The organism is Methanobrevibacter sp., from assembly GCF_017539065.1.
Lineage (GTDB): Archaea > Methanobacteriota > Methanobacteria > Methanobacteriales > Methanobacteriaceae > Methanocatella.
The window spans coordinates 88,541-112,735 of record NZ_JAFYHP010000031.1; the positions used below are offsets into that span (position 1 = coordinate 88,541).

The following is a 24,195-nucleotide window of genomic DNA, read 5'->3' on the forward strand; positions in this document are numbered from 1 at the left end:
TCTATTCAAACTCCTTTATTGCTCTGTCAAATTTAACTTTAATTGGTGAAGGATTATGGAAAGCTCTTACAGCTGTGATTACAGCATTACTGCCACTTTCTTCAATCATTGTAACAAATTCGGCCACCTCATCCGCATCTCTTGAAAATACTAATGCAAGAGATTTGCACTGTAAGATTTGTTCAAATGTTACGAAAAATGATGCTGCGGCATCCTTATGTACAAAACCAACCAATAAATCATAATCCCCTTGTTGAATTTCACCTAATGTTCTTTCCAAATCTAAGAGGTTTAGATTATAAAATCCTTCCGGGTCAGATATTTTTACTAATTTAGATGCTGCAGGATTTGCAGCTATTGAAACATCATACCCTAAGTTGGTTAATTTATTAAATACATAAATTGCCATTGGAGTTTGAGATGGAGTCTCTGGGCATCCAAGTAAAACTAAAGCTTTCATATAACTACCTCAATTATGATCTTGTTTTTAATGTAACTACATTAGCTAAAATTAATGTGCCTATAAATAAGAATGTAAATAATGCCATACCATTGATTGTTCTGTTAAATAAAAACATACCAATTAATGCTTGTGTACAGAAAGCCGCTAACGCTCCTGTTAATAATACTTCTTTGCCTAGGAATTTCTTATTATTTTTTTCTCTTTTTTCACGATACATCTTCAATACTTTAAATCCGATAAGTATTGTTCCAAGTACGAACACCATTAGGCCCGCTAAACCTAAAATACCGAAGTCGAATCCATATCCAAAGATACCTGGAAGCAAATAGTCGATTGTATCTTTTTGGTTAACCAATATACCGAAAAACATTGGGAAAGGCAATCCGAAGAACAATACAAATTGCATTGGTAAGGTAATATACCCTTCAGCAAAAGCCGTTCCTTCCGCTCCCCAATAGGAAGCATTTGCATTATGGCCAATCAATTGAATATTATGCAATACTGTCTTAATACTTGATAAGGAGTACTGTTCAATCCTGCCTAATCTTAACAAAGGAGAAAAGACTGTCATTCCAGTTACCCTTGAAACTACCTCCAAGAGTATAAAACCTACTCCTAAGACACCTAAAAATGTTAAAATCCTATTCATAGTAAAAACGGATTTTTCCCTGAATGATTTTGAAATAATCAAATAACCAAAGAACAAACCGATTACCCATAAAATTAAAAAGGATCTGTGCATCAATCCACCAAATACTGTAATGCCTGCAATGAACAATATTACAAATCTTCTAAGCGGCCGTATATCGACTCCCGATTCTTTCATCACCTTCAGCGATGCCAGAGCAGTAACCGCACCTAAAAGTGCAATTGGACCAAATGGATGTGTAAATTCCGCCTGACTCGAAGATATTATCAAAAGTGCAATGTCTGCTCCGAAAAGTAAAGTGAAGCCTCCTAATAAAAATAGGGATAAAAAGGTTACAACACTAAGTGATAATGGAATTAAGTTTAAAACAAATATCCATGTGGCAAATAGTATCACTGCCATTTCGACAATCAATTGTAAATGGTTTTGAGCAATTAACAACATATTCTAATCACAATTCGTTTATTTCATTGATTTTTAAGTGGACTGACCGGGATTTGAACCCGGGGCCTCCGCCATGCCAAGGCGACGATCTACCATCTGAGCTACCAGCCCATATATACAAATATTATTAATATATAGAATTATTACTATAAATACTATTTGCCATTACGTGCCAAATCATATAAGTTATCTATTATAATTTGGAACAAATCATCAGTTTTTACATCAATCTTCTCATGTGGATTGACAATAAAGTCCAATGCTTTTTCAATAACATCATCAGTATCATGAGACCTATACATTAACCCCTTATTAATATAATATTGGTCAACTGACAGGGTTTCTCCAGGATAACAGGAAATTACCGGAGTCTGCAAGATTGCAGCTTCCCTATTCATTGTTCCGCCAGCACCAATAACCAGATCTGATTTTTTAATGATACTGGATGTATCAACTGGAGGTTTTAATATATGTACGTTTTCAATTCCTTCAAATATATCTGCTTGTTCTTTAAATCTTGGCAGAATCAGAATATTTGCCATATTTTTTAACTCATCAACTATTGGAGATAAAACAGATTTTCTACAATCCGCATCTAAATATGAAGCAAGTGAAGGTTCAGGCCTCATTAAAATAGTTTTTGGATGAGTCAAATCTAAATCTAAATCATTGAAAACATTATCATTATATTTAAAACTTTTAAAATGCATTAATTCAGAGGTACCATCATATGGAATAATTGTATTAGGATCAGCACCGAATTTCATTAATTTCCAAAAATCAATTATATCCGGGGTGATAATCCTGTCACACAAAGGAAGAGTTAATTTATTAGCTGCGAGCGCATGCTCATTATCTAAAACATATAAACTTGGAATTCCTAAACCGAATGAGATTCTTGGAAGTTCTATAGAATGCTTGCTAAGGGCGACATCAACATTTTCGCCATGAATAATATCTACAAGATTAAATACTCTTTGAGTACTCTCCCTAAGTTTATCATATAGGCTGACTCCATGTTTTCCAACAGAAATGAAGTCAATTTCATACATTTCAAGTAATTTATGGATATCTCCAAATTGCCTTGCTGTAACAATTACATCCTCACCTTCGGCTTCGAGATATTTTATTACATCTTTAAAGAACCTTACATGAGGAGCATTTGAAATGTCTATCCATACTTTCATGTTACCACCTGAATCATTATTTAGTTATTCATTGCTTCTTCAATGACTTGTATAATTTCATCTAATCCGCAACCTTGTTTTAAGCTGGATTTGATGACTTTAACGTTAGGGTTTAATTTTTGAGCATCTGCAACCATTTTATCTGCATCTGCTCCAACAGCATCTGCAAGGTCAACCTTGTTGATTACAACTACGTCTGATGTTTGGAAAATAATTGGATGTTTTTCTACAGTATCATCACCTTCAGTTACACTTACAACAACTATTCTCAAGTGAGAACCTAATTCAAAATCAACAGGACAGATTAAATTACCCACATTTTCAATAATGACCATGTCCAAATCATCTAACGGCAAATCTTCTAAACCGTGGCCTACCAAATGTGCATCCAAGTGACATTCTTTACCGGTGTTTAAACCTACAACAGGCACATTATGTTTTTCAATACGTCCTGCATCGAATTTTGAGATTACATCTCCGGCTAGAACACCTATTTTATAATCAGTATTATCAATGATTTCTTCTACAAGTGTTGTTTTACCGGAACCGATTGCTCCTACAAAATCAACACAAAAAATGTCTTTTTCTTCCAAATTTTTTAAGTTTTTATCTGCTAATTTTTTATTTGCATCCATAATATTTTTTGCTACTTCTACATCAGCTACTTGGTGCATTTTTTCACCTCAATTAATTTAAACATCCTCAGGTTTCTCTATAACAATATTTTTAACAACAATATCTTTCCCATTTAAAGTTTCTACACTCAAACTGTCGCATTTAGGACATTTAACAAGTGGAGCATAATGGTCACTATCATCCAGTATAGCTTCACCATGGAATTTACAATCATGACATTCAATTTCGGCAGGGATTTCTTCAAATTTAATTTCTGCATCTTGCATAATAGTATTATCTATTAAAACACCTAATATGAACTCTAATTGTTCTGGATTAATCATGGCTAGTCTACCTACTTCAACAGTGACTTCGTTAACTTCAGTTGCATTATTTGCCTCAGCAGTTTCTAGAACTGCATTTATAATACCCTGAGCCATAGATAATTCATGCATTTTATTACTCCTATCTAAACTTTAATACATTAAATTTAGTTTTATTTATTTATAAAAGTATTTAATATATGGATATATTTAAAGTAATACTATAAACTGTTGCTAAAAGCAACATTTATATTTAACAATTAATAAAAATATCCATGGAGATAGTGTTATGACTTACAAATCAAAATTCGGTTTTGGGTGTATGAGGCTTCCGCTAATTGATGCAAATGACCCAACATCCGTTAACCAGGAACTATTCAACCAGATGGTTGATATATACATGGAAAAAGGTTTTAACTATTTTGACACTTCTTATGCTTATCATAATGGAGTTAGTGAAGTAGCTATAAGAAAAGCCGTCGTTGAAAGATATCCTCGTGAATCTTATCAAATCTGTGATAAAATGCCCACCTGGGCGTTAACAAGTGAAGAAGATAATGACAAATTTGTAAACCAAATGCTTGAAAGATTAGGTATCGATTATTTTGATGTATTTTTAGTTCACAATATTAACACTCCATGGCATAAACTTGCTGAAACACACAAAACATTCGAATATGTTAAAAAAATGAAAGAAGAGGGAATTGCCCGCAAAATTGGTATAAGTTTTCATGACAAAGCAGTATTACTAGAAGAGGTCCTAGATAAATATGGAGATTTCCTGGATGTTGTCCTATTAGAACTAAATTATCTCGACTGGGAAGATCCTGCAATCGAATCTCACAAATGTTATGACTTATGTGTAAAACACGGCCTTGATGTTTATGTTATGGAACCATTAAAAGGCGGAGTTATTGTCAACCCTAATGATGAAATAAAAAACGATTTTAAAGAATTCAGCCCCGATAAATCCATAGCTAGTTTCGCATTAAGATTCTGTGCTTCACTCGAACATGTTAAAATTGTATTAAGCGGCATGAGCAAACTGGATGATTTACTTGATAACTGTAATACCTTTGAAAATTTCAAACCATTAACCGGTGAAGAAATGGAATTTCTGGAAGAAATGACTGAAAAATTAAATTCAACAGTTGCAGTTTCATGCAGCGAATGCGGATATTGCGTTGATGCATGTCCTGAAATGATTCCAATTCCCGAATATTTCAGTTTATATAATCTTAGTACAAATCGCCCGGAATCAAACATTTACAGATTGTACTTTGATAAATTAGCTGATGAAAAAGTTCCTGCTGACGAATGCAATTACTGTGGGACATGCATTGATTACTGCACTCAACACATTGACATTCCAGAAGAATTAGAAAAAGTATGCGAACACTTTGAGGAGGGTTTCACGCCTTACGCCCGGTCTTCTTAAGAAACTCTCATTTTTAATTCTTTAACCATTTCGCCATTTTTATTTATTTTTAAAGCTTTCTTATAATATTCAATAGCCTTTGGGAATATGCCTGAGTGATAATAAATTAAGCCCATTAATGCTAGCGCCTCTGAATTTTTATCATCAAAATCTAGGAGATTCTCCAAAATTTCGGCAGCCGTTGCTAAATCCCCCTGATTAAATAGATCATATGCCTCTTCATATAATGTATCGATATCATCAAGAGAGCTCAACTCAACAGCCTGCTTTTGAGGTTTATTTGTCAGTAAAAGTTCAAGTTCCATTGCCATTTCATTGGACTTATCACAGGATAGGGCTTTTCTGGCAAATACCAATGCGATATCTCTTTGATCTTGTTCATATAATATTTTAGCCATTAAAGCCAAAGCTTTTGAATGCTTATTATCATGAGCCAAAACACTATTTAAAACATCTTTTGAAGCTGAATAATCTCCCTTATCATATAATTCTAATGCATCACCAAATTCATCAATTTCTTCAGCTTCAATAATAACTTCCCCTTTTTCAACAGTGCCCTCACTAGAGATAAGACGGGACATGTACTTCAAGATAAATTTTGTAGCATTTTTGTGTAATGGCTTATTATCATTTCCACATTTTGGTGAGTAAATGCAGGCAGGACAGCCACTTTGGCATTGACAATTCTCTAATAGGTCAATTGTGGAGTTAAGCAAATCGACAAATACCTCAACTGCTTTTTCACATATGCCAATTCCACCTTCATAACCATCATAAATAAAAATAGTAGCTTCTTGAGTATCTTCATGATAATTAGTAGATAATCCTCCAATATCAAATCTATCACACATCGTATGAAGCGGGAATAAACCAATTAATGCATGTTCCGCTCCATGAAGGCCTCCAGCAAAAACCTCCTCTTCATTTGGAAACATGTCTTCAAGAGTATCTTTAACTTTTTTTGGAATTGTAAACCATAACCCCTTAGTATTAAATCTTAAAGGAGGCAGTTCCAGCGGATAGGTTCCGACTACTTTTGAAAATTGCATTTTTTTATATTTGAAGTAATCTTCGCTGACAGTTAACTCTCCAAAGTGTATTGTTAAATTACCGTAATTTGTTTTTGATAATTTCTTTTTAATATTAATCTCTGTTTGATTTAAAACCATTGTATGATAATCAACAGCTTGTTTAGATACATTGACAAACCTGCTTTTTAAATTTACATCATTAACAACATAGGTATCTCCCTTGTTAATTAAGATAGCTCCTTCATGAGCTTCACGATACACCTGTGATCTCTCCATTGTCTCTAGAAGTTGCCCGTTATTCATTACTCTAAATTCTTCTGAAGATATCTGGTCAAGAGAGTGATCCATTGCAGGATTGTCATCATAAGGATATATGAAATCTCCTCTATGATTTTCATATAAGTCCTTTTTAGAAACTAATTCGTCAATCAAATTTTGAGATATTCCAAAGTATTTTTCCGATTCCCCTCTTTGAAGCGGGAGTTCTTTTGCGGCACATAACAAATGAGCTTCTTGTAGGATAGGATTTGTTAAATCGATGATTGCATTTTCATGAGCCTTATCAAAAAAGAATTTTGGATTGTTCATAAAATATTGGTCAAGCTGATTTTCAAAAGCTATTAAAACAGCTAAAGATTTTTGATTGCTTCTACCTGATCTTCCGGCCTGTTGCCATGTAGAAATCATGGTTCCAGGATAACCCGAAATAATAACAGCATCCAAAGAACCAATGTTAATGCCTAATTCCAATGCATTAGTGCATGTTACACCCAAGTATTTGCCGCTTTTAAGGCCTTCTTCAATTTCACGTCTTTCTTTGGCCTGATAGCCGGCACGATATGCTGCAATTCTGCTGGCCAATTTTCCCTTAACCTGAGTCATGTCATTTTTAGCCCACATTGCAATTAACTCTGTTGTTTTTCGTGAAACAGTGAAACATAATGTTTGAATATTCTTTAACATCATGTACATGAAGATATTTTCTGTTTCCATATGGACTGAAGGGGCATTTTGAGTATTGGTCTTCTTTCTTACATAATTTTTAAAAGGATTATATAAAATAAAGTCTTTTTCACCACTTGGAGATGAATCATTATCAACAAGCGCAAATTCTTCACCAGTTAAACGGTTAGCCAACTCTAAAGGATTAGCTAGAGTGGCTGAAGATAAAATAAACTGGGGATATGATCCATAAAAATTTGCTATTCTTTTCAGTCTTTTAATCAAAAAAGCAACATTTGAACCGAATACTCCTTTATAGTAGTGTGATTCGTCAATTACAATATATCTTAGGTTTTTATAAAATCTTGACCATTGATGATGCCAGGATAAAATTAAATGGAGTTGATAAGGGTTGGTTAAAACAATCCTTGACTTTTCGCGTATCCCCTTTTTATCTTCCCTTGGTGTGTCTCCATCATAGGTTCTGGGATTGATTTTTATATCTAATTCATGTTCCATGTTTTCCAAAACATGCAGCTGGTCATTTGACAGGGCTTTTGCAGGGTAGATGTATAATGCTGTTGCATCTTTATCTTCAATCATTGTTTCCATTATGGGCAAATTAAAAGCCAAAGTTTTTCCAGAAGCAGTAGGTGTGGTTATGATGACATTTTCACCATTTTGGATAGCCTCATATGTATCCGCTTGATGTTGGTATAATCTAATATCTTTTGAGGAAAGATACTCAACAATTCTTTCGTTTAAATTATCGACTTTTTTAAAACTAGCTTTTTTAGCAGGTATTGTTTCAACATGAGCTATATTCTCCCTATACCTCACATCATTTTTAAACATATCAATATTGTCAACCTCTCCCATAATATCAGCTAAACCCCTAGTTAATGTTTATATTTTAATCGTAACTTTATATAAATCAAACGAGAGAGCATTTGATAAGTATTCGAAAAATTTAAATTCCTTAAAAATAGTAAGTTAGAAACAAAATTGCTTCTAACTTATGCATATTATGGAAGTGTTTACTCCCATGATTTTCAATCTATTTTTTTGATTAAATAAAAGTTTTCATAGCTCAAATATTTGTGATATTACATCAAAAAAAGTTAATTAAAATAGTTTTCAAATGCTCTCTAAATCATTATAAATAACTTTAATACATACATTTAATTAAGAGAGGTAACGTAATGATTTCATATGAAGAATTTGAAGAAATTGTTGTAAAAGTACTTGAAAGGGATATTTCTTCAAATGAAGACCAGAAAAAGGCAATATTATCGCCAACTAACCAATCATTATTTTTAGTTGCAGGTCCCGGAAGCGGTAAAACAACAGTGATGGTTCTGAAAATATTAAAATTCATATTTGTTGACGACATTAATCCGAGTGAAATACTAGCAACAACATTTACAAAAAAAGCGGCTGAAGAGTTAAATTCAAGGATTTTGGGTTGGGGAGATGAAATAAAAAACTATATTGCTGAGAATACGGATGACTTTGACATTATCACAAAAATAGTCAGAATCGATTTTAACCAGATAAAGGTAGGCACTACTGATAAACTCGCAGACGAGATAATGCGGGAAAACAGAGATCCTGGAACAAACCATCCTATAGTCATTGAAAAATTTGTTTCAAACTCCGCAATGATAAAAATACTGAGTGAAAATGAAAGATATAAGGATAAAGATTTACAGGAATTTCTAAAAAGATTAACCGGTAGGGAAAGGCTTGATGAACCCTCTCAAATGAGTGAAACAATACTTGAAATAAAAGATAGAATCTATCACGACCAAGTAAACATGGATGAATTATATGATGCCGTTGAAAACGACAAAGGGATGCGAACAGCCCTTGATTGTATTAAAGACTATGAAAAAATACTAATCAAGAGAAACACAATGGATTTTGCAATGGTCGAATCCAGATTCTTAAAATTGCTTAAACAGCATAAATTAGATGTGTTTTTAGATAATGTTAAAATCGTTTTAATAGACGAATATCAGGATACAAACTTGATTCAAGAGGACATCTACTTTACTATTGCTAAATCGGCACTGCAAAACAATGGTAATATCACTGTTGTGGGAGACGATGACCAATCACTTTACAGATTCAGAGGGGCTACCGTAGATTTATTTACAAATTATAAAAAGAGAGCTAAAGATAAATTAGGAATAGATGTTGAGGAAATCAATCTTAAAACTAATTATCGCTCTACGGAAAATATCATTAACCATTGCAATCGGTTTGTTGAAATTGATGAGGAATATCAATCAGCAAGAGTTAAAAATAAACCTAAAATTATTGCTCCTGATTTTGAAAAAGATAAAATGCCAGTCCTTGGATTGTTTAGAAATAATGTTGAAATGCTTTCAAGGGACTTGTCCAATTTAATTTCAAAACTGATAAATAAAGGTGAAGTTAATTTAAAAGTCTTAAAAGTCCTTGATGAGGAATATTTCAAACAAGTAAATGGAAACATTGACATTGCTAAACTGCAACAACTCAATGCGCAAAAAGAAAAAGAAGGAAAGGATATTGAAAGGATTAGTCTGAAACTAAATAGCGAATTTGGGTCCGCATCAGATATAGCAATATTATCCTATTCGCCTAAAGAGAACCAATTCGGTTCCCGTTCATTATTATATTATCTTAGAAAGAATCTTAAAAAGCAAAAAAACCCAATTGAAGTGTTCAACCCAAGAGGAATCGAACTGCAAAAGATAGATGTCGTTTCAATATTTTGTGGACTATTGCTTGAATGTATAGACCCTGAAAGTAAAATTCAAATCAGCGATAAAACAATTCCAAATTTGGCCAAAGTAACAATGACAAGATGGAGAGCAGCTGCGCGAGAGTATATTAAACTTAATCCAGAACCTCGTGAACCGCTTACATTAAGTCAATTTGTCCTGTATTGGCAGAATAGAATACCTAGAGGCACTGATAAATGGCCTAAAAAAGCTAGTTTAATGGAGTTGGCTTATAAATTAGTAACTTGGATTGAAGATTTGCAAGAGGATGTCGAAGGAATTGTTTATTTAGAGGCAATAACCAAATCCATAACCCAAACTGGTTTTTTCAGCAAATACTATTCGAATATCTCATTTGTTAATAAACAAGAAGAAAAAGAATCAATTCTGGAAGCAATATGGAATATTTTTATCCCCCTGTCAACTGGAGGAATAGAAATCGATGAAACATTGCTTGAAACATTGCCGGATGACAGAATAAATGTTTTATCAATCCATCAATCCAAAGGATTGGAATTCCCATTAGTTATTGTTGATGTGGGTTCCAGATTCAGAGACAATCATGTTAAAACTAAAAGATTAAGATTTCCTAATAAGGAACCTGAAAACATTACAATTGAAGATACAATACGGCAATACAGTGAACTCGGAGAACCTACAAGAAGCGAAAAAGATAGATCATTTGATGATTTAACACGCCTTTATTTTGTTGCATTTTCAAGAGCCGAAAGTGTATTGCTATTAGTTGGCCTAAATCAGTCAATTGTAGGATTTACCCGCAAGAATAAACACTTTAATATACCAAATGTAGCTCTCGGATGGAGTAGAGATGAAGAATACATTGGATTTGATGAAATATACTTAATATAGGAGATTGAACATGAAATTACCTTCCCGATCAAAATCATATATGATTCCTGAATACAGTCTAACAGGAGACTTATTGTCATTTTTAACATGCAACTTGCAATATAGATATCAGAATAAGGGAACATTGCCTCCTTCAAAACCTGTGCAAAGATGGTTTGGGGAATTTATTCATGGCGTACTGGAAGAGGCATATCTGGAATGGGATTTGAATAATAAACAGTTCCCATGGGATTGGAAAACTGACATTAGGCCAATTGAAGATATGATTGATATACGATTGCAAGTGGATGGGCTTTATCCCTATGATGAAGATTTATTTTACAGTTTATTAAACAGCGATTTAACAGCTGATGAATTAAATGAACATGACCATAAAAAATTGGCTAGTGCAAGAGCTGAAAAGGCCATAAATATATGGGGGCCTCACCTGTTTCCTTTAATTGATTCTACTGAAATTTTAATAAAAGGAATAAGAAACATGCCCAATTATGAAAAAAACGTCAGTAGGTCAAATTATTATGGAATAAATGGAGTTGTAGATGTATTAAGTTCCATTAAAATCAATGATAACCTTAATCAAAGCAATTTGGATAACTACAATAATAAAATAATTGAATTTCTAAAAAAAGATCCTGAATTTCGAAAACGCATTGCTAATTATAGTGACGGAGACGAATATGAAATTATCATTGATTACAAAGGCATGAAAAGACCTCCTTTGAAAAGCATTAATAAATTCAATAATCCTTGGGAGAACCATAGGCAACAAATTTTAACATATACTTGGCTTAGACGCCAACAGGAGGATTCAAAACCAATTTTTGCTGGAATAATATTCTATTTAAATGAACTTGTACCTTCAAAAGAGGATTTGCTCCTAATTCAAGAGGAAATCGCTAATGACCTAACCGATGATGCTATTGATTATAGCAAATTCGCCAATGATATTGAGTTGATAATGAATTGGAGCGAAGATGACAAGGCACCGGAACTTAGTGAAGAGTTTAAAATAGCCAGATCAATTAGAATAATTAACATTGATAAAGAAGAGATCAATGATTCACTGGATAGATTTGACAGCGTTGTTTTCAATATTGAAAGTTCATTAATCAAAGAAATTAAAGGCTGTAAGATTCAGGAGGCATGGAAAGCAGAATCAGATGAGAGAACCTGTAGTGCTTGCGATTTTAAGACATTCTGTAAAAATAACAGTGTTAAAAACAAAGATATAAAAATTCCTTAAAACAAATAATAATTTAGGTGATAGTATGGCAGATAATCTGGAGAAAAACAAAAAATATTGTGAAATGATCGAAAGTAAAATTAATCTTGATGCTAAACCTGTAGCAATGAAATTAATTAAAACAGAAGAAGACCTTCCTGAAGGTTATGATTTAATTGATGAAAAGATTAGACATTGCGAAATGGTTAGAAAAGCTTCTTTAGGTGATAAATTTTACTCAACAATAGACCAACAACTATGTTTAGGAGGAGCAGGGGCTATTGGTCTTAGGGACATGCCTGAAAAATTAGCAAATGGTGAAAAATACTTTTCATTAGGCAGATTCCAAGATTTAGAAACTGCTAAAAAACTCACTGGAAAACTTTCAATCATCGAAGATATCAGTTGGGGCATGATTTATGCACCGTTAGATGAAGCTGATTTTGAAGCTGATGTTATTCAAGTCATTACAGAACCTGTTGGCGGAATGAAACTTGCTCAAAGTATTGTTTATAAAACTGGTGAGAAAATTAACCCATCATTTGCAGGTATTCAATCATTATGCGGTGACGCATTTGCTAACCCATATTTAGCAGATGGCATAAACTTCACTTTAGGCTGTGACGGTTCAAGAAAGGCAGCTGATATTAAAGATAATGAAATGACAGTCGGCATTAGTAAAGCCAAAATCGAAGAAGTTATTTCAGGCCTTGAATCAATCTAAGAGTTTTAAATAATCATCATAGTGATTAATATTTAATAACTCTTTTTCATTTTTTTCTTTTATTCCATAAAATGTGTATCCATCATCAAATATTTTACGTAAAATCGGATTTAAATTATCATTTTCATTTTCCAAATATTTCATTAGGTTTTCACGAGGTGCTACAAAAGGCATTCCAAGGCCTTCAGCGGTATCTAATAAACCTGTTTTTCTTCTACGCAAAATTGATATAGTTTTATATGGATTTTCACTATTTTGACTTACTTCAATCATTTTATTGAATGTTTCAGTTGAGACTGTTGGTTGGTCTGCTGTAATACATAATGCAAAATCGGATTCAGAATTTGACAAACCATTGTATAATGACACTGATAAACCTACATCCACAGGGTTGTTTTCAATGAATTTTACGTCATCTTTATAATTATCAAAAATAGCTTCCTTTATTTCATTAGCATAATGGCCAAGTACAACAATGCATTCATCAATATTTAAGGATAGTGCATTGTCTATAGTTGTCTCTATAACAGTCTTATTATTAAATGGTAAAATTAATTTATTTGTTAAATCCATTCCTCGAGAAAGCTGATCCTTCCTCATTCTAGAATTTTTTCCAGCCGCAGTAATAATAGTAGAGATTGACATAAAATAAAAAAAAGAAAGATATATTCAACCATTCGGAATATATCTAGTTATTTGACAATAAATGCCCATACCCGTACCTTCACCTTCAGTCCACATATTAATTTTGACTGGATAGTCATGGTTGTTGGTTACTGTAATATCCTGAGCTGGATTGAATCCAAACAGAACCGCATTTTCATCCCAAGACATACCAACAGGCAAATCAAATCCTTCTGCAGTAACAGCTGCTCTTAAAGCTCTAGCTGGAGGGCATACTCCATGTGCTGCACTTCCACCAGGTGCTTCAGAATCTTTAGCGGATTCGAAGTAAATATAATCTTTTCCACTGGATGTTGAATTAGGAGGAATAACAGTTCCATTCCATGCTTGTACGAATTGTCTTGCATTTATTTCTCTTACATAATTACCATATTCAGGGTGAGAACCTAAAGAAGTACCATAAGCTTCACCGCTTTCTGCAGTGTAATTTCCAGAATATAACAAAATTGGAGAACCAGTAGGATATTCAAAAGCGTAATCTACCACGTCTTGACCGAATATTTTGGGAACATCAGATGAGCTAATATTATTCCTTCCATCGGAAAAACCAACCATTCCTTTTTCTAAAGTAAAAGTAGAGCCTACAGATGCATCATAATTATACCAATTTGCAATTGTAGTGCCATTATAATAATCACTTTTATAGTCCAGATTCCTAATTTGGTCAACAGGAACGGATTTGACCAATTTGCCATCTTCATAAATATCAAGACCGGATTCTGTTTTTTCTAGCCATTTATATGGTGCACTATAAGCCCAAACATAATTATCCGGTGCTTTTACAACTAATTTATCTCCAGCATAAGTTAAAAAGCCAGGACCCTCAACATCAACAACATTACCGTAAGAATCAATACCCTCTCCTGCAACAGTAGTAAAGTCAAACGGAACAACACCAGTTGATGTAGCCATTAAAATGCCCTGTAAATCTAAAGCTAAAAGCTGATGCAATAAAAATCCTGCATTAGATATTAAAGGAACTTCGACCGGATTAGTTGTACCTACAATAGATTGATTTTCAAACATGGATTGGCCAATAGGAAGATTGTATTCATTTGTTACGGATTCAGCAGTATAATTTGTAGTTGCAGAACTAGTAAAAGCTACAAATATACATAAAAAAATTAATACTATCAAAATAGCAATTGAAATTTTTCTCCAACCGTTTCTCATTTAATACACCCAATAAATATACAATAATAATTATAAAAAACGTTATATAAATATGTTATTAACTGGTCATAACTTTTCTGAAATCAATTTAATCCTTTCTTGAATATCTATAATTGTATCTTGACCATTTCCTCCAATTAAAATAGCATCTTCATGAGAGTACTCTGCAACCAGTTCAATGATTTGGTCTAGAGTGTTAACGGTTATAATATTTCCCATATACCCCAAGGAATGGAGCCTGTATATTGCAATATCAAGAGTATCATCTAAACCTGGGAACAAAACAATGACTTCTGGATTATATTCCGCGGCAACATCTAAAATATCTAATCTATGAACCTCATTATGTCTCGGAGTTCCAATAAATAATGCATAGAAATCTTTTTCTTTTAAAACTGAAGCTAAAGCATCTGAATTATCGGTTTTGCCCACATAAACATCAGCATCATTAATCTTGTACACATCTAAACGGCCTTGAACAGCTTTAAAATCAGCAAGGGTTTGTCTAATAACATCCTTAGGTACTTTTAACTCCTTTGCAATAGCAGTTGCCAATCCTGCATTAAGTAAGTTGAATTTTCCGATTAATTGCAATTCATCTTGATAGGCAAAATAAGGAATAGTTTTTTTAGCCGCTTCTTTAAAATCAGCGTTGAAATCTTGATTATATGCTGTAAAAATTGTTTTGCCTGTGAAAAATCTTACTAAGGAATCTTTATAATTTGCTATGGTTTTGTGAACATCCATATGATCATTACCAATATTAGTAAGTCCAACCATATCAAAATCAAAACAGTAATTTGTAAAGTCTAAAGTCATATCACAGACTTCAACAAGCAAAATATCATAATCTCCTTCTTCAGCTTCGAGGATTAAATCATAATAACCTGAAAATCCTCCACCGCCGTTTCCACCGACCAATACTCTTTTACCGGCATTTTCCAAAATATTTTTTAACATATGGACTGTTGTAGTTTTACCATTTGTTCCTGTAATTCCAATTGTGAAAATATTTTTATGCTTTTCTAAAATATCACTTAATAATGTGCCGTTTTCCAATAGTTTATTAGCAAAAGAGCCCCCATACATACTGGGGCTAAAAGCTATTGCATCACACTCTTCAATAGCATAAGAATTAGTAAACCCCAAATCAACAGTTATTTTATCTCCAACAATAGAAACTGTTTGATTGTCATCAATCATATCCATATCCAATATTGGCAAATTTAAACCATTTAAATCAACATTAATATTCAAATCAGTTGCATAAACTTCCCAACCATGTTTTAAAAGAGAGTTTACTGCTTTTTTTCCTTCCACACCTAATCCTATTACTGCAGCTTTCATAAAAAATAATTCCTAAACAATTCTAATATAATCTTAACTTTTAAAATTAATAAATATTTTTATATCATAAAAGGTTAAAATTAAAGCAAGGTGTTTAGATGTTCGAAGATGAAAGAAATGACAAAATATACAATTTAATTATCACTAACGGTTTCGATAGAAATAACGAATATGGTCAATTTACAGAAAAATTATATTCCAAAGTTGACTTTTTATGGAAAGAATCAATGTCAGGATCATATTCAACAGCAAGCGAAGAATTTTACAGCAAAGTGGACGGAATTATCATGTTAGCCGGCCTATACAATGATAATAAAGAACTATTTGAAGACCTATTAAACGCTAGTAAAAAATATGACATACCAATAGTCTTAGTAAGACCATACGGATTAGAAGAAGTTCCAGAAATACTAGAAGAAAATGCTGCAACTATCGTTGGATGGAACGCTAATTGTATTATCGATTCAATTAAAGATGCTAGACACACAATGTAAAAAAAATAGTAATAATGTAGCTACATTATTACTTTTGAAATACCATTCTCTTTTTCAACTTTAATTAAATTATCAGCGGCGTTTTCAAGTTGCGCTTCGTGAGTAACAATTATCATTTGAGGTAAAGAGGACATTTCTTTTAATAAATTAATTAATTCATGCCTTCTTGAAGCATCTAAATGAATTGTAGGCTCATCTAATAAAATAGTATCCAATTCACCATTTGCCATAGCTTGAGTAATACCCAATCTTAAAGCAAGTGCAATAGCTATTTTTTCACCGCCACTGACCATAGTCATTGATGATTCGCCTTCAGGACCATAAACTGTCACATCATATTCCTCATCAATTGTTAAATCCGAATAATTAAAGTTAAACTCTTTAAAGTATTCTTTAGTATGCTTTTGAATCATCGGCCTTGAAATATTCCTTAAATCTTTTTGAACACCATTTTTACTATATAAATTTCTAATATGGGAAAGTAAATTTATATAATCTGAAATATCATTGTACTCCTGTTCGAATTTGCTAGCAGCAGTAATTTTACCTGTTAATTCATTAATAACTTTTATTGATTCCCGTGCTTCGCCTTTGATCTCTGAAAGTTCAGTTGAGAAGGAATTTTTTTTCTCTTCATATTTCTCATAATTCAACAGGATTTGCTCGTATTTTTCTTGATTGAATGCTGAAGCTTCAATCTTATTTTTAGTGATGTCTATTTGATTTAAGGACATGCCAATGTCATCCTTAATAGAGTCCATTTGAGCCATGAATGATTGTTTATTTTTAATAAACCCTTTGTATTGATTATACTCTTCATTTTTCTGTTTTAAATCATTGATACGATCTTCAAGTTCCTTTTCAGTGATTTCACTACTTAAGTGAGGATCTTTCTCAATAATTCCTTTAATAATCACGACCTGATTATCTATCTCATTTTTTATTTGTTTTAGTTTTAATTGAGCATCGGTTTCACTTCCTAAAGCATCTAAAGCGCCTTGAGCTTGAATATATGCATCATGCTCTTCTTTGAATTCTTCACGAGCGGATTTTTTATTAGCTAAATCCAATATAAGGTCACCAAGCTTATTGCTTATTTGCTCTTTACCTTCGAGTTGCTCATCGATTTTATTTAATCTAACTAACTCATCTTGTAAATGATGGAATTTTTGTTTATATTCAACAATTTCTTTAGACAATCCGGAAAGGTCTTCACGTTTTTCCTCAAATCTATTCTTATTTTTAGTAAATAAACTAAGGCTTTCTTCATTTTGAACAATGAGCTTTTTGTTTTCAGCAATTTCAGATTTGTATTGTTTAATCAATTCTTTTTTCTTAAATGAATCTATTTCTGATTGGCAAACAGGACATTTATTATCGATTTCATCTAATTCATCTAAAGGTTTTTCACAAGATTTGATATTCTGTTTGAAGACAACAATCTCTTCATTCTTAGCAATGATGTCCTTTGATAACTTTTCGATTTTTGATGAAATCTCATCAATAAAGTTAACAGTTGCTTCATCTAAATGATTAAAGTCATCAATTTTTGCTAATTCATCTTGATCCAATCCATTTTCGGATAATTTATCCTTAGCATTTGAAAAGAAATCGTCAATATCATTTCTTTCATCTTCAATCTGTGTTAATAACTCTTTTTTATCACTTTCAAGTTTAGACATTGCATCTAATTCGTTTTCTAATTTAGTTTTTTGTTCATTGCATTTAGTGATTTCATCTTCTGAGGACAAATAATTATTATAACCTTCTATTTTATTTGAAAGAATTAATTTTTGATTATCAATAGCGGCTAATTTCTCTTCAACTGCCTCTTCCTCTTTTTTCAATCTGCGAATGTTTTCTACAGTTTTGTCGAACTCAAGATAAATATCTAATTTTGAAATATATTTGGATAATCTGTCGATTTCCTCTTCGGCTTCACGAATCTTATCTAAATTTTCTTGAACCATCTGTTTATCTTCTTCAAGTTTAGACAATGTTTTCTTTTCAACTTCAAGACTGTTGATTTGACTTTCATAGATTTCTTTTTCTATTTCCATATTACGTTTACTTTCAGCCATTTCATCTAAAATCTTTTTAACATCTTCGATTTGTTCTTCAAGTTCATGGCCCCTATCTTTAAGAGTGTCTAACTCTGATTTTTTTAGGGTGTATTCTTCACGCAATTCTTTAGAATTATACAATTTGCCTTTCAATTCAGCTAGTTGATTTTCATAATCATTTATTAATGGTAAAAGATTTTTCCATGCTTTTTCAAGAGAATCCAGTCCTAACAATTTACCTATTAATAGTTTTTTCTCAGCGGATGTTTTATCAACTAATTCTGCAATTTCTCCTTGTCTTATGTAGATTGCATTCAAGAACAGATCAGAATCGATATCCAATATCTGGTGAATCTCATTAGATACTTCCTTATCGCCAGTGCAGATATGCACATACCCTCCATCTGAAGAAGTCCTTTTAAACAAAGAAGACTTTAAGTTTGATTTTTTCTGACGGACTATTTTATATTCCCTGCCGTTAGATGTGAATTCTAACTCAACTGTCATTGATGATGCATTATTTCTTACCAAATCGTCAATTTTTTTACCTGTATGTTGTTTGAATAATGCAAAACTAATTGCTTCAAGGATTGTTGATTTTCCTGCACCATTCTCTCCGACAATGACACTAATCCCCTTATTAAATCTAATTACTGTGTTTTCATGGGATTTAAAATTATATAATTTTAATCTATTGAAAATCATTTTTAATCCTCCTTAAGTGTTTTTTGTACATCCTCATTTTCTGGAGGTTCTTCAGTTTTAAATTCAACATCTTCAGCGACACTCGCATAATGTTCATCATAGAATTGGGCAATAATTTCTCTAGCTTCATCAAATTTATCTTTGGACAATAATTTGTACAAATCAGTGGCTAAAATATCAACATCACTATTGCCATATCCTTCAAGTTGCATTATTAAAAGCTTTTCAGGACCTAATTTAGCGGTTAACTCCCCAACGTCAATCGGTTCTTCGCCTGCAAGATTAAATGAAGGCCTAATCATTAATGCCAGATCACCTAATTCTTCCTTAATAATATCATATATCCCTTTAGTGTCTGATTCAACATTATTTATTGTTAAATTCAGAATAGGTTTTTTATCAAAATCTTTAATAGTGTCTTTAATTGATGAAATATCCTTTTCTAAGTTAGAATAATCAATTGTTTTTTTGATAAATTCTCTTGGGATATCTATTTTAACTCTTTTAACGATTGGTTTTGAACCTTCAAAGTCAACAACTACAAATCCTTTACCATTTTCATGATAATCCTGAAGCTCTGATGTTTTCCAAACTTCACTAGATCCAGGATAAACCAATCTGCCCCTTCCGAATTTATCGTTAACATATTTGTGAATATGGCCTAACGCATAATAATCAAAGTTATCTGGAATTTCGCCTATTTCCAATTCATAATTATAACCAAAGTATTTGTCTATTCCCTGGTGTAAAACTAGAATTGCTTTATCATGGTTTGTTGCTTTTTGGGATAATTCGGCCAATTTACTTTTTAAAGCTTTTCCATGTGATGCCGGATAGTATGGTAATCCTGCAATAAATATATCTCCGTGCATATATGTTGGATTAATAGTACTGATTACTTTTAGTCCTAATTTTTTAAAGATTACCTGCGGTGGAATTGAACCTTTACGCATTACAGAATCATGGTTTCCAGCTATTGCATACATTGGGATTCCTGCACCTTTAAGTTTCAATAATCCTTTTTGGAATGTTAAAAGTGCCATAGGTGAAGGTCTTGCGGTTTCAAATAAATCCCCGCTATGTATTACAAAGTCTACATTCTCTTCAATTATTTTATCTATAACCTTTTCAAACACTTCATAAAAGTCTTTTTCCCGTTCAAATAATCCATATTGACGGTAACCTAAATGAGTGTCTGCTAAATGTGCAAATTTCATTATATTACCTTCTTTTAATTTGTGTATATAACCAATTTAAACACTTTAACAAGTATTTAATGTGTAATAATTTAATCTAATTAATATTTAATATTTTGCTAAGAGAGCATTTGAAAAGTAATCAAAATTGATTTTATCGTAGCAAAAAAAGGAATTTAATATGTAAGTTAATCTGGAATTGTAATAATAATTATAAATTAATATCTCTCAACTTGACAAATCAGTCCACTGAATTCGCATTTATCACAGCTTACAGAATGTTTTGAGTAGTTATCTTCAGAAATATTTTTCACTACACTTTCTAAAAACTCCAATATAAATTCATTTTTGACATATTCTTTTTCATAGAGTTTTCCTTCATCCAAAACATATAATATCAAATTTTCAACTTTTACATCTTCCATTTCGCTTAATGCCCTTGCATAATAACTTAAAAGTTCCATGTAAAATGAATGATAGTTTTTCATCTCATCCCTTGTACGGATAAAGTGAACAAGACTCACTCCTTCACCCTCAGAAATTATCAGATCAATGACCCCATTAATATCATAGCCTTTTACATCCAAACTAACCGGATAGGCAGTTTCAACCACATCAAAATTTTTGCCATAAACCTGCCAGTAATCAGCGAAATTATTAAATAAATCTTTTAAACTCTTTTCACCTGATGAAAATGAATATGATTTAATGACTTCCGAAACCAGATTTTCTATACTCTCTTTATCCCAATCAGTCATAAATTTATCATTGTGAAGACGATTAACAATTATCCTAAGTTTAGAATCAACAAATTTATTAATATTTTTTGGGTTTTTGAATTTTAAATTAGATTCCAAATTGTATCTTAAAGGACAGAACAAATAATCGCTTAAAATGCTTTCAAAGTCTATCTGGTTAAATAAATTAGAATCACGAATCAAATGGGAAGTTACCTTTTTCATTTTAAATACGTCAGATGGCTCTATTCTAACCAAATCGTTTTCAAAGTCCTGCAGTACTTTTGGAGTTCTGCTGCCTGTGCGAGGCAATACTGTAGATAATATCAATAATTCTTCAGCACGGGTATTTGCAACATAAACCACCCTTTCCTCTTCTCGGTTAAATTCTAATGGTTCCTTTTCTTCTGAAATTTTATATTTTAAGAATTCATTGGGAGTCGGATAAACAGGATAATTATTGTAAATATGTGATTTACGTTGGGCTGAAAAGGTGAGCGGAAAACTTCGATCTTTAATGGATGCAGTTATCACAACAGGATACTCCAGGCCTTTTGCTTTGTGAACTGTCATAATATGGACCTTTTGTGAGTTGTCTTCCTCTTCATTAATTGGACATGAGTAATATTTAAGTGAACGATACAGATAATTGAATAAACCGATTAAATCATATTTTCCCATGATATTTTCATAATCGGAAATTATCTCGGAAATCAATGCTAAATTAAGCGCCGCTTTTTTAGCTTCAAAATCAGACCTAGAAAGTAATTCATCAGCATATCCTGTGATTTTTATTAATTCATAAAATACTTCAAGGGAAGTTAATCTTACATCGCTTAAAGATGATTTTAAATCATTTAATCCCTCAAATAAGTCTAAATCATGCTCATCAGTAATTCCAATACTTCTAAATTCATCGCGTGAATATGTACTTAAATCTATAACTCCTACTTTTCTAAAGATTTTATCTAATGTCTCATCAGAGTAATCGCGGACAACATCCATAATTGAAGTTGATTTGGAATCGGAATCCATCGCTTCAAATTTATTTTTAATTCTTAAAACATTTGAATGGTACTTCAGCTCGATTTCATTTAATATTTCTTGGGTTTTATTAGATAGCTTAAATACTTTTGATGCATCATAATATTTATCTGTGAAAGAGGATAAGTTAATCCATTGACCCCCATCCCCATAATAAGCTATTCTAGTTGGATCAAAAGGCAGCATATACCATAACAGGGTCAGAACAGCTTTCACTTCATCCTGATATATTAAATCATCGATTCCCTTAAGATAATATGGGATTTCCTGTTTTTCAAATTCTTCAAGAATGTCTTTTTTATCTTTATGGCTTCTAAACAATACGCAAATATCACTATATTTGGAAATTTTACCTGAACTTTTAAGGTTTTTAATAATATATGCAATTCCTCGATACTCATCTTCAGGACGTGAATTTTCAAGCATGTAAACCGGCATTTTAGATTCGTTAGTAGTTTTCAAATCCTTTTGATTTACACGTTTTTCACGGATGAACTCCTCATTGAACTTGACAATGTCCGATGTTGAGCGATAATTATTTATAAGGATCTTATTTTCAAATTCGTCATTATTTGAATAATCATTGAAAAATTTCGGGTTTGCTGCTCTGAATGAGTATATGCTCTGGTCAGCATCACCAACAACCGTGAATGTATCTGCTATGCTTCTCATGTGTTCGAAAATTTGCATTTGGATTGCATCGGTATCCTGAAACTCATCAATCAAAACATTTCGGTATTTTACTTGTTTCAAGTTGTTTTCATCTGACAATATTTCAAGGGCTTTAACTAAAAGGTAATTCTGGTCACAGACATGTTCGCTTTCCATTAATTCAATCCAATCTTCATATGATTTTGCAATCTGCAAATATCTTGCTTTATAAACATCACATTGAAATTTGTGTTGTTTGATGTCTTTTTTGGTCGGATATTGGGTTTTCGGATGATTTTGGTAAAATTCATCAATGAATGATAGATATTCATCTGACGGAGTGTATTTTGATTCGATATAATCGATTAAACCTTCACAGTCAACTTCAAATAATGCAAACTCATCATATTTTTTTAAAACTTGACCTGACTCATAATTCCTTAAAAATGCGGGACCCGTAAATCCTAAGTCTTTTCTGTGTTTGTTAAAAAACAGATTTCTTTCAGATTCTCTTTTAAGTAAATTATATGGAATATCACAAAAATCAGAAAGAATAGACCTGCAAAAACTGTGAATTGTACTTATTCTCATTTGATTAATAATATTTAAATCTAATTTTGTGTCTTTTTTAAATCTTTCACGTAATTCATCGGCAGCTTTATTTGTAAATGTGATTACAAGTATTGATTCGGGGCTTGCTCCATTTTCTATCAGATATAATACCCTTTCAATTATTACCCTTGTTTTACCTGCGCCGGGACCTGCGTTTATAACCAGGGGTTTGCCTATAAACTCGACAGCTTGTTTTTGATGTTCATCCAGATTTACGTCAGGAGGAATTTCACGTACCGTGCACCTATCAGCTTTTTTAAATGCTTGGAAGTTTAAAGGCCTTGACAATGGATTTCCTTCACTATCAAATAAATCTAGGGTCAGAACTTGCTCTTTAATGAATTTATTTAAATTTTCTTCAATTAAAGTTAAAGCCCTGATCTTATCAGCTGAATCTAGCTCTTCAATGGATATCAAATCTTCGCCTTCCAAATCAATTAATGACGGCTTTATTGAGTTAACTTCAAGGTTATCTAAAATCAGGTATATGTCCTCATTAGTGATTTTCGGATTGTGTCCCAAAAATGAGAAATCAAATTCATAGTCAACTTGTAAAAACTCCTCAAATCCTACAAAATAATCCTCATAGATATATTTGAACAATGTTTTATGAACACTTTCAAGGTCTCTTTGTTTTAACATTAATGTCGGGTCATTAAAAACATCGATTGTGAAGACCAATTCCTTTTTGGTTTGGTGGCAAAATAAATCCAAGATAACTTTTGCGGTAGCCATGGCTAGGTCATATTTCTTCAATACAATAAATTTTTCCATGACTTCACATAAGTCATATAAATTCTTAAATTTACT

17 protein-coding genes and 1 tRNA gene are annotated in these 24,195 nt (G+C 32.3%); 5 read left to right on the forward strand and 13 right to left on the reverse strand.

Annotation, left to right across the window (positions count from 1 at the left end):
- Position 1 precedes the first annotated feature (1 nt).
- The 6 genes from IKS50_RS08840 to hypA all read right to left on the reverse strand — a co-directional run bounded on the left by IKS50_RS08840 (position 2) and on the right by hypA (position 3,813).
- Complete coding sequence (locus IKS50_RS08840) at positions 2-460, reverse strand: DUF1890 domain-containing protein (protein ID WP_292848624.1); 459 nt, start codon at positions 458-460, stop codon at positions 2-4.
- 13 nt (positions 461-473) lie between these two features.
- On the reverse strand, positions 474-1,556 hold the full coding sequence (locus tag IKS50_RS08845; RefSeq protein WP_292848627.1) for a hypothetical protein: 1,083 nt from the start codon (positions 1,554-1,556) through the stop codon (positions 474-476).
- Between the two features lie 38 nt (positions 1,557-1,594).
- A tRNA-Ala gene (locus IKS50_RS08850) sits at positions 1,595-1,667 on the reverse strand.
- 44 nt (positions 1,668-1,711) lie between these two features.
- On the reverse strand, positions 1,712-2,743 hold the full coding sequence (locus tag IKS50_RS08855; protein WP_292848630.1) for a DUF354 domain-containing protein: 1,032 nt from the start codon (positions 2,741-2,743) through the stop codon (positions 1,712-1,714).
- 20 nt (positions 2,744-2,763) lie between these two features.
- Complete coding sequence (gene hypB, locus IKS50_RS08860) at positions 2,764-3,417, reverse strand: hydrogenase nickel incorporation protein HypB (protein ID WP_292848632.1); 654 nt, start codon at positions 3,415-3,417, stop codon at positions 2,764-2,766.
- Positions 3,418-3,435: 18 nt separating this feature from the next.
- Positions 3,436-3,813, reverse strand: coding sequence for a hydrogenase maturation nickel metallochaperone HypA (gene hypA / locus IKS50_RS08865; RefSeq protein ID WP_292848635.1), 378 nt, complete (start codon positions 3,811-3,813; stop codon positions 3,436-3,438).
- A gap of 157 nt (positions 3,814-3,970) precedes the next feature.
- On the opposite strand from hypA, the gene IKS50_RS08870 reads away from it, so the two are divergent.
- Positions 3,971-5,119, forward strand: a complete 1,149-nt coding sequence (locus tag IKS50_RS08870; protein WP_292848638.1) for an aldo/keto reductase — start codon at positions 3,971-3,973, stop codon at positions 5,117-5,119.
- On the opposite strand, the gene IKS50_RS08875 is transcribed toward IKS50_RS08870, so the two are convergent.
- The gene (locus IKS50_RS08875) at positions 5,116-7,971 is read right to left on the reverse strand and encodes a DEAD/DEAH box helicase (protein WP_292848641.1); all 2,856 of its coding nucleotides are present in this window, start codon (positions 7,969-7,971) and stop codon (positions 5,116-5,118) included. The genes IKS50_RS08870 and IKS50_RS08875 overlap by 4 nt on opposite strands.
- A gap of 323 nt (positions 7,972-8,294) precedes the next feature.
- Between IKS50_RS08875 and IKS50_RS08880 the strand changes: the two genes are divergently transcribed.
- Genes IKS50_RS08880 through IKS50_RS08890 form a run of 3 tightly spaced genes read left to right on the forward strand, consistent with a single transcriptional unit; the run spans position 8,295 to position 12,679 of the window.
- The gene (locus IKS50_RS08880; protein ID WP_292848644.1) at positions 8,295-10,733 is read left to right on the forward strand and encodes a DEAD/DEAH box helicase; all 2,439 of its coding nucleotides are present in this window, start codon (positions 8,295-8,297) and stop codon (positions 10,731-10,733) included.
- A 10-nt stretch (positions 10,734-10,743) separates the two neighbouring features.
- Positions 10,744-11,976 carry a PD-(D/E)XK nuclease family protein gene (locus IKS50_RS08885; protein ID WP_292848647.1) on the forward strand — a complete coding sequence of 411 codons (1,233 nt, stop codon included), beginning with the start codon at positions 10,744-10,746 and terminating at the stop codon, positions 11,974-11,976.
- Positions 11,977-12,001: 25 nt separating this feature from the next.
- Complete coding sequence (locus IKS50_RS08890) at positions 12,002-12,679, forward strand: DUF169 domain-containing protein (RefSeq protein WP_292848650.1); 678 nt, start codon at positions 12,002-12,004, stop codon at positions 12,677-12,679.
- Here IKS50_RS08890 and IKS50_RS08895 read toward each other — a convergent pair.
- The 3 genes from IKS50_RS08895 to IKS50_RS08905 form a co-directional block, all read right to left on the reverse strand.
- Positions 12,671-13,324 (reverse strand): NTP transferase domain-containing protein, encoded by a 654-nt coding sequence (locus tag IKS50_RS08895; protein WP_292848653.1) that lies wholly within the window; start codon positions 13,322-13,324, stop codon positions 12,671-12,673. The two genes, IKS50_RS08890 and IKS50_RS08895, sit on opposite strands and share 9 nt — an antisense overlap.
- A gap of 24 nt (positions 13,325-13,348) precedes the next feature.
- Entirely contained in the window at positions 13,349-14,536 is a 1,188-nt protein-coding gene (locus tag IKS50_RS08900; protein WP_292848656.1) for a hypothetical protein, read from the reverse strand.
- A gap of 66 nt (positions 14,537-14,602) precedes the next feature.
- Positions 14,603-15,883 (reverse strand): Mur ligase family protein, encoded by a 1,281-nt coding sequence (locus IKS50_RS08905; RefSeq protein ID WP_292848659.1) that lies wholly within the window; start codon positions 15,881-15,883, stop codon positions 14,603-14,605.
- 98 nt (positions 15,884-15,981) lie between these two features.
- Here IKS50_RS08905 and IKS50_RS08910 point away from each other — a divergent pair, with 98 nt between their 5' ends.
- Positions 15,982-16,377: a nuclease gene (locus tag IKS50_RS08910; RefSeq protein WP_292848662.1), complete on the forward strand. Its 396-nt coding sequence runs from the start codon at positions 15,982-15,984 to the stop codon at positions 16,375-16,377.
- Between the two features lie 20 nt (positions 16,378-16,397).
- Here IKS50_RS08910 and IKS50_RS08915 read toward each other — a convergent pair whose 3' ends face one another.
- The 3 genes from IKS50_RS08915 to IKS50_RS08925 all read right to left on the reverse strand — a co-directional run bounded on the left by IKS50_RS08915 (position 16,398) and on the right by IKS50_RS08925 (position 24,159).
- Positions 16,398-19,145: an SMC family ATPase gene (locus tag IKS50_RS08915; protein ID WP_292848664.1), complete on the reverse strand. Its 2,748-nt coding sequence runs from the start codon at positions 19,143-19,145 to the stop codon at positions 16,398-16,400.
- A gap of 2 nt (positions 19,146-19,147) precedes the next feature.
- Positions 19,148-20,362: a DNA repair exonuclease gene (locus IKS50_RS08920; protein WP_292848666.1), complete on the reverse strand. Its 1,215-nt coding sequence runs from the start codon at positions 20,360-20,362 to the stop codon at positions 19,148-19,150.
- Positions 20,363-20,559: 197 nt separating this feature from the next.
- The gene (locus IKS50_RS08925; protein ID WP_292848669.1) at positions 20,560-24,159 is read right to left on the reverse strand and encodes an ATP-dependent DNA helicase; all 3,600 of its coding nucleotides are present in this window, start codon (positions 24,157-24,159) and stop codon (positions 20,560-20,562) included.
- Positions 24,160-24,195 lie beyond the last annotated feature (36 nt).